The sequence below is a fragment of the Campylobacter sp. CCUG 57310 genome (assembly GCF_013201975.1).
Classification (GTDB): domain Bacteria; phylum Campylobacterota; class Campylobacteria; order Campylobacterales; family Campylobacteraceae; genus Campylobacter_A; species Campylobacter_A canis.
Window position 1 is genome coordinate 2,023,969 of the sequence record NZ_CP053845.1, and the last position, 14,226, is coordinate 2,038,194.

Annotated in this window: 10 protein-coding genes; 4 read left to right on the forward strand and 6 right to left on the reverse strand. The window is 37.5% G+C overall.

Annotated features, from left to right (window positions below):
- Positions 1 to 201: 201 nt before the first annotated feature.
- The 4 genes from CORI_RS10240 to CORI_RS10255 form a co-directional block, all read right to left on the reverse strand.
- Positions 202 to 1,032: an SEL1-like repeat protein gene (locus CORI_RS10240; protein WP_173031877.1), complete on the reverse strand. Its 831-nt coding sequence runs from the start codon at positions 1,030 to 1,032 to the stop codon at positions 202 to 204.
- A 14-nt stretch (positions 1,033 to 1,046) separates the two neighbouring features.
- Positions 1,047 to 2,357 carry a hypothetical protein gene (locus CORI_RS10245; protein WP_173031878.1) on the reverse strand — a complete coding sequence of 437 codons (1,311 nt, stop codon included), beginning with the start codon at positions 2,355 to 2,357 and terminating at the stop codon, positions 1,047 to 1,049.
- Positions 2,358 to 2,720: 363 nt separating this feature from the next.
- Positions 2,721 to 4,394, reverse strand: a complete 1,674-nt coding sequence (ilvD, locus tag CORI_RS10250; RefSeq protein ID WP_173031879.1) for a dihydroxy-acid dehydratase — start codon at positions 4,392 to 4,394, stop codon at positions 2,721 to 2,723.
- 94 nt (positions 4,395 to 4,488) lie between these two features.
- Entirely contained in the window at positions 4,489 to 5,517 is a 1,029-nt protein-coding gene (locus CORI_RS10255; protein ID WP_173031880.1) for a type II asparaginase, read from the reverse strand.
- A 142-nt stretch (positions 5,518 to 5,659) separates the two neighbouring features.
- On the opposite strand from CORI_RS10255, the gene CORI_RS10260 reads away from it, so the two are divergent.
- The 4 genes from CORI_RS10260 (at position 5,660) to CORI_RS10275 (ending at position 12,934) form a co-directional block, all read left to right on the forward strand.
- A complete protein-coding gene (locus tag CORI_RS10260) occupies positions 5,660 to 7,003 on the forward strand; it encodes a Na+/H+ antiporter family protein (RefSeq protein ID WP_173031881.1) in 1,344 nt (447 codons plus the stop codon).
- Between the two features lie 164 nt (positions 7,004 to 7,167).
- Positions 7,168 to 9,540, forward strand: coding sequence for a flagellar hook protein FlgE (gene flgE, locus CORI_RS10265; protein WP_173031882.1), 2,373 nt, complete (start codon positions 7,168 to 7,170; stop codon positions 9,538 to 9,540).
- Positions 9,541 to 9,647: 107 nt separating this feature from the next.
- On the forward strand, positions 9,648 to 10,286 hold the full coding sequence (gene thyX / locus CORI_RS10270) for an FAD-dependent thymidylate synthase (protein ID WP_173031883.1): 639 nt from the start codon (positions 9,648 to 9,650) through the stop codon (positions 10,284 to 10,286).
- Between the two features lie 206 nt (positions 10,287 to 10,492).
- A complete protein-coding gene (locus tag CORI_RS10275) occupies positions 10,493 to 12,934 on the forward strand; it encodes a TonB-dependent receptor plug domain-containing protein (RefSeq protein ID WP_173031884.1) in 2,442 nt (813 codons plus the stop codon).
- 81 nt (positions 12,935 to 13,015) lie between these two features.
- Here the strand turns inward: CORI_RS10275 and CORI_RS10280 are convergent, their stop codons facing one another.
- Together CORI_RS10280 and ruvC are read right to left on the reverse strand one after the other, a co-directional pair.
- Positions 13,016 to 13,597, reverse strand: a complete 582-nt coding sequence (locus CORI_RS10280) for a hypothetical protein (protein ID WP_173031885.1) — start codon at positions 13,595 to 13,597, stop codon at positions 13,016 to 13,018.
- Between the two features lie 10 nt (positions 13,598 to 13,607).
- Positions 13,608 to 14,087 carry a crossover junction endodeoxyribonuclease RuvC gene (ruvC, locus tag CORI_RS10285; protein WP_169941799.1) on the reverse strand — a complete coding sequence of 160 codons (480 nt, stop codon included), beginning with the start codon at positions 14,085 to 14,087 and terminating at the stop codon, positions 13,608 to 13,610.
- Positions 14,088 to 14,226: the final 139 nt, after the last annotated feature.

A 14,226-nucleotide genomic window follows, 5' to 3' on the forward strand; every position in this document is an offset into this window, starting at 1 on the left:
AGCTTTTGAAATTTCCTCGACGCTCTTTGTATTTTCCAGTGTTTTATCAAACAGTATCGCTATACAGCTAATTCTTCGGAAGCCAAATTCGTTTTAGCTGTATAGCTTCTTTAATTTGATTCATTGGATGCTTGCTTGAGTTTTGTTCATCATGCATCAGCAATCATTATATTTTTATCAAATTAAATTACAAAATACATTTTATTTCTTATCCAAACAACCCTCTTGTATGCCCATTTTGCAAGCTTTATCAAAATAATAAGCCGCCTCTTCGCTTATGCTTCCAGTGTATTCTCGCGGCATTAGCGAAATACCTGCATACATACAAGATACGGCATTGTTGTTTTCGCAAGCGAATTTCAGATAAGGAAGTGCTTTAGTATACTCTTTATCCTTGAAGTGTATCTCACCGAGGCTCATGCAACCTGTATTGTCACCGTTCTCACATCCTTGATTGATATACCCCAAAGCCAAATTTTTATCAAATTCAACTCCTTGAGCAAGCAGATAAAGCATTCCTAAATTCGTGCAAGACTCTGCGTGATTTAACTTCTTGCAGCCCTTTAAGTAAAATTCGCGTGCTTTTTCATAATCAGCCTTGCCAAGCACCCCGTCATTATGCATAATGCCCGCCAGTGAGCAAAAATATCCGCTATCTTTTTCGCACCAAATTTCAGCTATCTTATAAGCTACCCCGTAGTCTTTTTTGACGCCTTTACCAAGCATATAAAGTGCAGATAAAACTTCACATTTTTTAGCGTCTCCTGTCTCGCAAGCTTTTTTTATAGCCTCAAATTCCTCTTTTGAAACTTCGGTATAAAGAGCAAAATTTTGATTTTCATCGTAGGTTTTCATCATCTCACACGAAGATTGATGTCCAAGCTCGCAAGATTTCTTATAAAGCTTATAAGCTAGCTCATAATTACCGCTTGAAGCCGCCTGCATAGCTTTGTTTGCACAATCATATTTATCTGTGCAATCATTTGCAATCGCTACACCGATAAACGCCAAAAGCAAGATTAATTTTTTCATTTATGCTCCTAAAATTAATTTTCTATATTTTTCTTATGTATCTTAAATTTTCTAACGAATAAATTTTCTCTTTCTTTTTTGGTTTCACTAAAAAGCTTTTCGTAATTTTTAATGGTTATATGCGTGGCGTTTTGCTCGTAGCAAGGAGCGGAATTATTGTTTTCGCAACTATTTTTTATCACTTTTTCAAAATATCGTTTTTTATCATTTGGATAGAAAAAATAATTTTCTGCTCTAGCTTTAAAATAATATCTATCCTTGGATTCAACCTCTACTATCAAGTTGTTGATTTTTGTCCTATTGCTATCGCTTAAATTGTCGTCTATACAGGTTAAGCTATAGCCTTCAAAGCAATTTGGCAAATTTAAAATGTCTTTTGGGGTAAATTCATTTTTTATCGTGAAATCTTCTGTGTAATTTGCAAGTTTTATTATTTTTACAAAGTAAGGACTAAGAATAGGCACTATCATAACAGCCAAAGGCATAGCAAAATAAAAAATTATTTTATATTCAAATGATTTTAAAAACGCAATAGTTTTAATAAAAATAAAGAAGTAAAATGCATACAAAAGCCAAATAAAGCTAATACCTTCATACTTTGTATACACAAATTCTATAAATAAAATATCAAATAATCCAGCAAAAAACAAAGTAATCCAGTTTATAACGTCTTTGTAGTTTTTATTTTTATAAAAACCAAAACCAAAATAACCAACAAACAATAAAAAATATCCGCATAAAGCCAAATTTAAATTATTTAATAAAATATCAAAAATCTTTTTTAGGATTTTAAAATCATAAATAAACGGTAAGATAAGTATTATAAACATATAAATTTGCATAATCCAGAAAATAAAATTTGTAAATTTATGTTTTATATTATTCTTAAAAATAGCATAGCTGTAAGACATTAGAAAAAGAATAATAATACAAATATACAAAAATGCCAAAATACTAACGCCAAACAATAAATACACAATATTATTTAAATTGGTCTGCAGAACTTGATTGATATTTAAAAAATATGGAATACAAAAACACGCACCAAAAAATACACATAGCCAAAAAGTCGTCTTAAGGTTTGTTACTATTAAATTTATGATACATAAAACATCACTCCAAACAGATCTCTTGGTATGCTTATCACAATCAAGATTGTATTGCCTTAAAAAATTTGAACCGAGTTCGCTATATGTTTTATGCAATTCACTCTCGTTTTTCAAAAACTGCTTATATAAATTTTTACGCTCTTGCTTATCTTTTGAAGTAATATGTCTGTATATAATTTGCTTTTGAGAGCGCAAAATATCTTTTATTTTTTCCAAATTTATCTTACGCATTTTTAAAGAATTTTGGATATCAAAAACCCAAAGTTCGCCTAAATCAACTAAGAAATTTTGAAGCTCTTTAAGGGTTGCTTTGGAATTTTTGCTTAAGAATTTAGCCTCATCGTTACCTAAATCTTTGTTAATCTCTTTATAAATTTTATCGGCTCTTTTTAATTTTTGATATTTTAGCTTTAGACTTTGAAGCTTGAGTTTTTCAACATCGGTTGCATATTTGCTATCAAGACTATTAAGTATTTGCGAACACTTCTTAAGAATATAGAAATTTATACCGTTAAGCTCTTGTAGCTCAATTTTTACCTCATCTAAATCCTTAAAATAAAAACTACCCTCAAACACGTCTTAAGCCTCTAAAATCGCACCGCTACTAGCATTTGTTACAAGCTTGCGATATTGTCTTAGCCAGCGAGAATTTAGCTCCTTTTCAAGCGGCGTAAATTCTGCGCGACGACGTAAAATTTCAGCCTCGTCTAAGCGCACATTTATACTATAAGTATCCACGTCTATATCGATTATATCGCCGTCACGAAGTAGTCCTATCATACCGCCTTCAGCAGCTTCGGGGCTTACGTGCCCTATGCTCAGTCCTCTTGTTGCACCGCTAAAGCGTCCGTCCGTTATCAGCGCCACGTCCGCACCAAGCCCGCGACCCATTATTAGGCTAGTAGGGCTTAGCATCTCTTGCATTCCGGGGCCTCCGCGCGGACCTTCGTATCGTATGACAACCACGTCGCCTTTGTTTACTTTGCCGCTTGAAATTCCCTCTATCGCTTCATCTTGGGAGTTAAAGCAAACCGCCTTACCGCTAAATTTACGCTCTCCCACGATGCCTGCCGTCTTTATCACGCATCCTTGCTCGGCTAAATTTCCAAACAAAATCGCCAGCCCGCCAACCTGCGAATAGGCATTTTCGACTTTATGGATCACGCTTTCATCTTTTATCTTGCTAGCTCCCACTCGTTCGCCCAGAGTTTCGCCCGAAACGGTTAAATTTTCTAAATGAAGCATTCCGTTATCTCGGCGCGAAATTTCTTTTATAACCGCATTCATTCCGCCCGCTCGCCCGATATCTTCCATGTGTACGTTTGGCAAGCTTGGGCTTATCTTAGCGATGTAAGCGATGTTTGAGCTTATTTCATTTAACTCTGAAATTTGCAGATCCACTCCCGCCTCACGCGCGATAGCAAGCATATGAAGCACGGTATTGCTGCTTCCGCCCATCGCCATATCAACTACAAGTGCGTTTCTGACAGCCTTTGCGTTTAGGATATTGCGTATCTTAAATCTCTCATCAAGCGCGATCTCGCAAATTCTACGCGCCGCTTTTCTCACAAGCTCTTCTCGCTCAGGAGTAAGCGCTAGTATCGTGCCGTTGCCGCTTAAAGCTATGCCCATCGCCTCGCAAAGCGTATTCATCGAATTTGCAGTAAACATTCCGCTGCAACTTCCACCGCTTGGACAGGCGTTGCACTCGATATCTTTTAGCTCGGCTTCGCTTATCTCTTTGGTTTCAAATTTACCCACCGCTTCAAACGCCGTAGCAAGATCAATCGGCCTGCCATCTTTTGTGTAGCCCTTTTTCATCGGACCGCCGCTTACAAAGACGGTCGGCACATTTACTCTAAGTGCGCCCATAACCATTCCAGGCACGATCTTGTCGCAGTTTGGCATACAAACAAGTGCGTCAAGTGCGTGCGCATTCATAACCGTTTCAACCGAATTTGCTATGATCTCGCGGCTTGGCAAGCTATAAAGCATACCGCCATGCCCCATCGCGATACCGTCATCTACGCCTATGCAGTTAAATTCAAACGGCACACAGCCGTTTTTACGAATTTCGTCTTTTAAAATTTCAGAGTAGCGATTTAGGAAAAAATGCCCGGGAATTATCTCTATAAAACTGTTTGCGATGCCGATAAACGGCTTATCAAAATCTTCGTCTTTAAGTCCCGTAGCGCGTAAAAGCGAGCGATGAGGCGCTCTTGTGTAACCTTTTTTTATGATATCGCTTCTCATGTCTTTCCTTTTAGTAAAATTTTAGAGATTTTATCAATTATTTGATTATATAGGTATAAAGTAAGAGTAGCGGCTAAGAAATAGCCGCTTAAATTTAGTATTCGTTAAAGTAGCTTTGTATCTGCTTTACGTCATCGGTTTTGGTAAGTGCAAGCATAAGCAAAATTCTGGCTTTTTGCGGATTTAGGTCGTTTGCCACGATAAATTTGCCGTCATTGTCCATCTTAGGGCTAGGCGAGACAAATCCGCTTCCCGTTCTCGTACTTCGCACCACTCTAACTCCGCTTTCATGAGCCTTTGCAAGAGAGGCTTTGGTATCGTCATATATGCTTCCGGCACCAGTTCCTGCATGCACTATGCCTTTTGCGCCCGCTTTTGTTAAAAGCTCTGCTATATCGCCGCTATCGTTTGTATGAGAGTAGATGATATCAACTCTTGGCAGGCTATCAAGCTTACTTACGTCAAAGACGCTATCTTTGGTATGGATTTTTGGATTTTTATTCATATAAACGACCTTACCGTAGTATATCCAGCCAAGCTTGCCCGTGTTTGGCGATTTAAACGTCTGAACAGAAGTCGTGTTACTCTTGGTAACCTCTCTTGCGGCGTGAATTTCGTCATTTAGAGATACTAACACGCCTCTATTTACGCTGTTTTTATCGGCTGCGATATTTACCGCGTTAAAAAGATTCATCGGACCGTCTGCACTCATGGAAGTTGCACTTCTCATAGCTCCTACAAGCACGACGGGTTTGTCTGATTTAACTACCAAATTTAAAAAATACGCCGTCTCTTCAAGCGTATCCGTACCGTGAGTTATCACGATGCCGTCGGTATCTGCGGCTAGTAGCTCGTTTACGCGCTTTGCGAGCTTGAGCCAAATTTCATTGTTCATATTATATGAACCGATATTTGAAATTTGCTCGCCTTTTACATTTGCGATCTCGTGAATTTCAGGAACGGCCTGCAAAAGCACCTCAACTCCAAGCTTGCCCGCATCATATTGAGCGTTTGTCGAACCCGTGCTGCTTCCCGCTATAGTCCCGCCGGTTGCGAGTATGACGACATTTGGCTTAGCAAAAAGCGATACAACGAAAACTAAAGCTAAAACTAACTTTTTCATAGCTGTCCTCCTGATTTAAATGTGTTTAGATTATACATCTGCGGCTCAAATTTATCGCCAAAATTTGATTAACGCTTTTCAAATTTAAGATAAATGGCTGTATAATTGCAGATAAAACATATAAATTTGACAAAGGACATCCATGATTCTTTCAAATCCGGTTGTTATAAGCATTCTTGTGATGACGGCGCTTTGTTTGCTGCGCTTTAACATCTTGCTTGCCATTTTAATCTCGGCTCTTGTGGCAGGAGTTATGTCAAAGGGCGATTTAAGCGGTTTTGCAGATCTTTTTACTGCGCTTAGCGGCACAACATCTACGCTTATAACGGGCATGAAAGGAAATTTAGAAACCTCGCTCAGCTACATCTTGCTAGGTGCGCTTGCAGCGGCTATCGCTAATACGAATTTAACTGCGATTTTGATAAATGCAATAAGCAAAATTTTAAGTAAGAAGCGAACTTATTTTGTGCTTTCTATAGCGTTTATAGCGTGCTTTTCTCAAAATTTAATCCCCGTTCACATAGCTTTCATACCTATACTTATACCGCCGCTTTTGCCGCTTATGAACAAGCTTGAACTAGACAGAAGAGCCCTAGCTTGCGCACTTACATTCGGGCTTAAAGCGCCTTACGTGAGCCTTAGCGTGGGATTTGGTCTGCTTTTTCATAACATCATCAAAAAAGAGCTTGAAAACAACGGTGTAGTCGTAAATTTAAGCGATATAACAAGCGTTATGTGGATAGGCGGCGCATCGATGCTAGTGGGTCTGCTTTTGGCCGTTTTTGTCTTTTATTCTAAAAAGAGAAGTTACAAAAATACTCAATTTGAAGAAAAAGAGATGCGCGATGCCCAGATTGCTAAAAATTTAAAGATGACGCGCAAAGAGTGGGCGGTACTTGGCGGTGCGGTAATAGCATTTGCCATACAACTTTACGCTCAGTCCTTGCCTCTTGGCGCGCTTATCGGACTTGTCGTGATGATCATCTTTGGCGGAATCGAATACAAAAAAGTAGATAAGATTATGGACAACGGGCTTGCGATGATGGGATTTATCGCATTTATTATGCTAGTTGCAGCCGGTTTTGGCTCTGTCTTAAGAGAGAGCGGCGGCATCGAGCAACTTGTAAATTTCGCTAGCGATATCGCAGGCGGCAAGATAGGAGGCGCGATCATGATGCTTGCTATCGGACTTTTAGTAACGATGGGTATAGGAACCAGTTTTGGAACCATACCTATCATAGCCTCTATCTATGTGCCGCTTTCTCTTCAGCTTGGATTTAGCCCTGCGGCGATTATCTTGCTTGTAGGCGTTGCAGCCGCTCTTGGAGATGCGGGAAGCCCTGCTAGTGACAGCACTCTTGGACCTACAAGCGGACTTAATGCCGACGGACAGCACAACCATATCTACGATACTTGCGTGCCGACATTTTTATTTTTCAATATCCCTTTAATGATAGGCGCAGTTATCGGCGCGATGGTGCTATAACTCATTCTCTTTTAGCAGGCGGTTACGTATAATTAACCTGCCTGCTAAGATTTTTCATACTTAAAATTTTAGTTTTTACCGCCCTTGTAAATTTAAAAAATCTCTCTTAAATTTTTGGAACATCTTTTGCTTTTATCTTTGCAAATTACTAAAAGGATAAAATTATGATGAGATCTCTTTGGTCTGGAGTTACGGGACTTCAGGCTCACCAAATAGCAATGGACGTTGAGGGCAACAACATCGCAAACGTAAATACTATCGGATTTAAATATTCACGTGCAAATTTTGATGATCTTATATATCAAACTTCACGCGTAGCTACAGCTCCTCAAAACGGACACGGTGGACTAAATTCCACTCAAATAGGTCTTGGGGCACAGATAAATACGACTACAAAAATTTTCAAGCAAGGCTCGCTTCAAACAACCGACAAACAGACTGATATCGCGCTTCAAGGCGATGGATTTTTTATCGTTAGTCCAGACGGCGGCAAAACAAGACTTTATACCAGAAACGGCGACTTCTCACGTGACAGTTTGGGAAATTTCGTAGATAACGGCGGACATATCGTGCAAGGCTGGATGAGAGATGAAGTAACAGGAGAGATAGACCCGACCAGACCGATAGAAAATATCATAATCCCACCGGGGCTTACTACTCCTGCACGTGCAACTACTAAAGTAGGTATAAAAGCAAATTTAGACAGCGGTGATACTATAGGAAAGAAAAAAATACCTATTTTTCAACTTGACCAATATAATAATTGGACTGAAAAAACTCCATTCGACGGTATCAAAAGAGATAATGAAATACATGACGAAAACAATGTAGGACAAAATCAATTTTATACAACTAAAAACGGCGAACAAAGATTAAAAGAGCGTGGTGCCGATCTAGGAGTATTATTTAACAATGCGGGGGATGCTTACAATTTAAGAGAAGGCCAAGGAATTTGGGTAAGCTATGCAGATGCTAAAACAAAGGCACTAAACATAGGAGCAAAACCTGACGGAACACTTCCTGCAGCCAGAAATTTAAATATTACATTAAATGGTGAAAATATAGTAGCGTCCAATATAACTAATATTAGCCAACTAGCTGCTGCTATAAATGCTAGAAATACAAAGACCGGAGTTGAAGCAAGCGTAACAAACGGTAATCAGCTTGTATTAACCAATAGAAACAACCAAGGAACTTCTACTAATACTAAAAATATAAAAATGAAAGTAAATAATGCCGCAGAGTGGGCAGGAACAGATTTTGTAACAACCAATATAATTACTGCTTATCAATATACATATAGCAAAACAAAGACTACGGCGGCACATAATTACGATGATACAATTGAAAGAAAAGTAACTACAACTGAAGACTTAAGAGAGGCAATGCAAAAAGATGCCCGACTTTGGACAAACTATACCGGCACTAGAGTTGATAATGACAATGTTACAAATAAGCCAAAAGTAGGTGATTTTACGGCGGCGATAGAAGACAATAAAAACGATGGTGTAGAAGTAACCGTAAATGAACATGGACAATTTCAAGTTAAAAATCCAAAAGGAGATGCATTCAATAAAGACGATGGCGATCAAACCGATGCTACTAAAGTTCCACCTAATCCGCCTATTGCAAATGCAAATAATACGGATAACGATCATAATATGTATCTTACTATCACAGGTCTTACAAACGCAACAAATAATGTTACTGAAAATGTTAAATTTAAAGCTACCATGGCAGTTTTAACAGGCTCTTTAAGTACAGGAGAATCAAAACGCGTAACAGACAGTATTCATATGGCGGCACATAGTTCAAGTACGGATATATTTGATAGTCTCGGTGCAAAACATAATATTAAAATAGATTTTATAAAAAGGGGATATACCGAAAATAACGGAACCGAATGGACAATGATTATCCAAGTAGCAGAACCTAATAAAATAAATTTCGACACTAAAGACGGCGAACCGACTAATGTTATCACCGGTTATATTAGATTTAATTCGGACGGTTCACTTGGAACATATAGTCCTGCCAGCATTACTTTTGGTGCCGCTAACGGCTCGGCATCAGGTCAGCATATAGAGTTAAATTTAGGCAATACAGGTGGACTTGGAGGTATGACGAGCTACGATAATGACTCTTCTACGGAAAATATCAGTCAAGACGGCTTTACAGGCGGTGAAATGAACGGACTCAGGATAGACGAAACAGGCACTCTTATAGGCACATTTACAAACGGTAGAAGTTTTGGTCTAGCACAAGTTGCGGTGGCTAAATTTACAAACAATGCCGGTTTAACAAGTGAAGGTGGAAATTTATTCGCTATGACGGCAAACTCGGGCGATCCTATCATAGGCGCGGCAAACACCGCAGGGCGCGGCAAAATTTCAGCTTCAAGCTTAGAGATGAGTAACGTCGATCTAAGTCGCTCGCTAACTCAACTAATCGTCGTTCAACGCGGTTTTCAAGCAAACTCAAAGACGATCACTACAAGCAACGAGATGTTAAATACACTCTTGCAGCTTAAAAATTAATCCTTTTATTTACTCTTGGGGGCTATTTAACGCCCCTTAAATTTAACCCAAATTTCATCAATTTTTAGCTAAATTTACACATCAAATTTCAAAAATAAAGAGTTAAAATGCAAGTAACACTTCTAAATTTCACTCCTCTTAATATCTGCTCGCACGCGATTCGCACCTGCTGGCAAAGCTTTGATAAGGGTGATAATGGAGGTGAAAAGGATATCGAGCTGATTGATCGCGTGGGCAACAAATACAAGCACGCAAGCACGCTTGAGCATTTGTATTATAACTTCTACATCCAAGGAATTTCACGAGCACTTCTTCAAGAGCTAGCCCGCCACCGCATAGCAAGCCTAAGCGTCAAGTCCACGCGCTACACGCTAAAAGAGCTTAAAAATGAGGCGAAATTTGAGCTAGGCGACTTTGAAAATGCAGGCAGATACATTGTGCTAACGGGTAACGAGCTAATTGATAACGCAAGCATAAAAGCGCTTGATAATCTGCGCGAAATTTTAGCTACGACTACAACGAGTCTTGATATAGTTAAATACTGCTTGCCAGAGTGCTATAAAACCGAACTTACTTGGAGCGTAAACGCTAGAAGCCTTCAAAATTTCCTCTCGCTTAGAAGCTCAAAATCCGCTCTTTGGGAGATCAGAGATCTTGCTCATAAAATTTACGGCACATTGCCTGATGAGCATAGATTTATTTTTGAAAATCATATTTACGTGCCCGAAGCCAAAGAACAAATATAAAATAAGTGAAAATCTAAAATTTATGAAATAAATACTTTTAAAAATACCGATTCGTAATACTTAAAAATTTGTTTGCAATATATAAAATCTGAAATATAAATTTAAATTTGTTGAATTTTAGGATGTTTATAGCAATTTATTTTATTTGCAACTAAGTTGCATTTGATATACTTTCGCAAAAATTTTCTATCAAAAAAGGAAAATATGTGAAAAAAGCCTTACAAATTGCATTTATATCAACTGCACTTAGTGCAAACGAAATTTCGCTTCAAAAAATAGAAGTAGTTGCGACATACGATACAAACGAGACTTCAGCTTATTCGTCATCTTCAAAACTAACTCGCGATAAGTTAGATAAAATGACTTCTAAAAACCACACGATAGCAGATAGTTTAAAGAGTAATCCAAATGTATCATTTAATAGATTATCGGATTTAGGAACCGACACAGGCGAGATAAAGCCGCAAGACTTCAGTATAAACGGAGCTAAATTTTATCAAAACAACTTTCTCATCGACGGCGCAAATTTTAACCATGACATAAATCCCGCAAATCGCAATTCAAACGGGTACGAAACACCTTATTATCACGTAGAAAGAGCTGCGTCTCTAAGCTCGCAATCACTCACGCTTGATACGGATCTGCTTGAAAGTATAGAGGTGATAGATAGTGGCGTGTCGGCTAGATACGGTGATTTTCAAGGTGGTGTCGTAAATGCCAAGACGCGCGATCCAAAGCGCAAATTTGGTGGTATTTTAAGCTCACAATACACAAGCACAGAGTGGCAGAAGACTTTTATACACGAGGATAATAAAAAATTTTATTCAAGCCAAAGCGGTTATGATAAAAGCAATTTTAAAAAAAGACGCCACAGAATTGGACTAGAAGGTTACACAAGCGAAAATTTCGGGCTTTTATTTGATTATACTAGATTTAGCTCTGTTATAAAATACGACATCAAATCTCAATTAATAAATACCGATATAGCCCAAATTCCAAACGATGAGAGACTGGTTGAAAACTATTTTTTAAAAAATATCTGGCAAATAAACGATAGAGTGGTTTTAAAGCCTAGCGTGCTTTATTCTCTACAAAAAAACAAGATGTTTGAAGAAGATAGTCTTGATTCTTCAATGTCATATAAATATGGCGGAATAGCTGCAAATTTAAACGCCGAAATCGATCTTGACAGAGTATTTTTAGAACAAACTTTAAGTTACTCGAAATTTGAGACTTCAAGATACACCGACAACAAAGGCGCTAAATACGATTACAAAAAATCAAGCGTTAAAAACTGGGGGTATAACGACATATCAAGCTACGGCGGTATAAGCGATGTAAGACAAGATCAAACCAGCCTTGAGTACAAACTAAATGCAAAGATGGAAGATTTTGATCTTTTTGGCGTATCGCACGCTTTTTCAAGCGGATTTGAGCTGTCTAAAACAAGCGGAATTTATGAAATTTTAAAACCTTACGAACATTATCTGGATCCAAAGCCGATTTTAGACGGGCATATATGCGCACCTGATGACAAAACCTGCGTAAACGACGATAGCTTTGCAGAAATTCCGGGAGCTACGGGGCAATTTTTATCCCAGAAGAGTTATTACGGCGATGTAAGAAATAAAACCGTCATCAATAAAGCGGCATTGTATGTCGAGGATGAGATCAAATTTGACCGCTTTAAAATTCGTCCGGGCATTAGAGTGCAAAAGGATAGTTTTGATAATGATGTTTTAATAGCGCCGCGCTTTGTAACCGAATACGAAATTTATCATAAAAATTTCATAGGTTTTGGTCTAAACAGATACTACGGACGAAATTTATTTGCATATAAAATTTATAAAGATACGCAAAAACATCGTCTGTTTTATTCTAGAAATAAAGCAAGCGATCCTTTCGTAAATCCCTTTAAAGAGTCTGAAACAAACGGCGAAAATGATCTAAAAACTCCGCACGATGATGAAAAAAGTATATTTTATCGCGGAGATATCGGTAATGTAAGGTTAAATTTAAAATACGTAAAAAGAGATAGCAAAAACGAAGTTTTAACTCTAAACGGCAAGCATATAGGCCGTGATGAAGATAAATTATACTTCGTAAATAACGGCAAAAGCAGCACTCAAATTTACACTTTCAGCATTGCAAATATCATGCCTGTAGAAATTTTAAGTACAAAAAACGACTTTGAACTCTCATTTGCCAAAACTTCCAAAAAGAGCAATTTTAGAGATTATGCGGACAAAAACAGCGAGGATTTAGTCATCTATGAAAATAAATTTATTAAAGCTTCGGAGCTTCCGCAGATTGATTACAATGTACCATTTACTGCAAAATTTACTCATAGAATAAATTTTTCATCTTTTAATGTTACGAATTTCATAAATCATATCGGCAAAACGCCTGCTTTGACAAGCAAATACAATAGAACTCACAGAAAAACCCAATACACTAAGATAAATTTGCCAAGCCGCACCATCTGGGATATGAGAGTATCTTATGAAAAGAATTTAAAAGATGATTTTAGATTTTTTGCAAACCTTGATATAAACAACGTTTTGAATAAAAAATATCCTATTGTAGCTTCTAAAAAACACTTTGGCGCAGGAAGAAATTTTTGGCTTGAAATGGGGGTAAAATGGTGAGATAAAATTTGCATACATTGTAAGTTTTAGCAAGTTATAAAGTAGTAAAATTCGCGTGGCAGATAAAACCACGCGATTAAATTATTCTTTTATCTCTTTTAATTTCAGATTATAAACTTGCATGTCTTGCACCATGCCAAATTTTCCTCTTATGGCAAGTACTCTGCCGTTAATTTCGATCTTAGCCGCCTCTTTACCATCAACCACGACAAAAGCCTTTACAAAGACTTTATTTACGCCGTTTCTTGTTTCAAAAGGCACAAGTTTATAATCACATCCAAATTTTAAAACCAGCTCTTTGTGTCTTAACTTTCTAGCAAATTCAAACTCGCGCGAGCTAAAATAATCAACCGCCATATCGGATATCTCGTCATCTGAGTTTAGTATCGTAAGCGCGGCGCTCTTTAAAAAAGCTTGTTTATTTTCCAAGCTATCATCAATAACGCAGTTTAAAGCAGCGCAGGTTTTTCTTAAGCTATGTTTATTTAAACCGCTTTCAGAGGCAGTAGCGCTTATATTTATAAACTGCTTTACTTTTGTCACATTTTTATTTTCAGAGCCTAAATTTGAATGTTTGCAGATAATATAATCATCCTTTACGGTCTCGTTTGCAAATAAATTTAGCGATGTAAAAACAGCTAAAATAACAAAAATTTTCTTCATTTTATCTCCTTTAATTTTTTCTTATCCGTAAATTATTTGCATGAGTTAGCGCAACCGCGATAGCGTCGGTTATATCAAGCGGCTTTATATCTTTAGCGATACCTAAAATTTTCTTTACCATAAAAGCGACTTGCTCCTTATCCGCCTTTGCTTTACCTGTTACTGCTTTTTTCACTTGAAGCGGCGTGTATTCTGCGAATTCTCCGTGAATTTGGAGAATTTTAAGGCTTAACGCACCGCGAAACTGAGCCAGCTTTAAAACCGTTTTTGGATTATACGCAAAAAATATATCCTCAATCGCAACTTCATCAAATTTATGATTTTTAAAGATAAGATCAAGTCCTTCACAAAGCTGCGTTATCTGATACTGAAGCAAATCGGGCTTAATTTTTATAAGTCCGGCTTCAATCAAATTTGTTTTTAACGCAGTTTTTTCGATAATCGCATAGCCGCAATTTCTACTTCCGGGATCAATTCCTAAAATTTTCATCACATCCTTAATCTGAAACATATAAAAAGTTTTTCACGTTTTTTTCACGCTGTGAAAAACATATTCTAAGAGCATTTTAACAAAGATTTTATGAAATTTAAGATAAAATGAAAAGTCATTATAATGAAAAGGGATAAAT

Coding starts and splice junctions, on each gene's coding strand:
- CORI_RS10280 (WP_173031885.1), bottom strand. CDS start 13,597: ATGAAGAAAATTTTTGTTATTTTAGCTGTTTTTACATCGCTAAATTTA.
- CORI_RS10255 (WP_173031880.1), bottom strand. CDS start 5,517: ATGAAAAAGTTAGTTTTAGCTTTAGTTTTCGTTGTATCGCTTTTTGCT.
- ruvC (WP_169941799.1), bottom strand. CDS start 14,087: ATGAAAATTTTAGGAATTGATCCCGGAAGTAGAAATTGCGGCTATGCG.
- ilvD (WP_173031879.1), bottom strand. CDS start 4,394: ATGAGAAGCGATATCATAAAAAAAGGTTACACAAGAGCGCCTCATCGC.
- CORI_RS10260 (WP_173031881.1), top strand. CDS start 5,660: ATGATTCTTTCAAATCCGGTTGTTATAAGCATTCTTGTGATGACGGCG.
- CORI_RS10240 (WP_173031877.1), bottom strand. CDS start 1,032: ATGAAAAAATTAATCTTGCTTTTGGCGTTTATCGGTGTAGCGATTGCA.
- thyX (WP_173031883.1), top strand. CDS start 9,648: ATGCAAGTAACACTTCTAAATTTCACTCCTCTTAATATCTGCTCGCAC.
- flgE (WP_173031882.1), top strand. CDS start 7,168: ATGATGAGATCTCTTTGGTCTGGAGTTACGGGACTTCAGGCTCACCAA.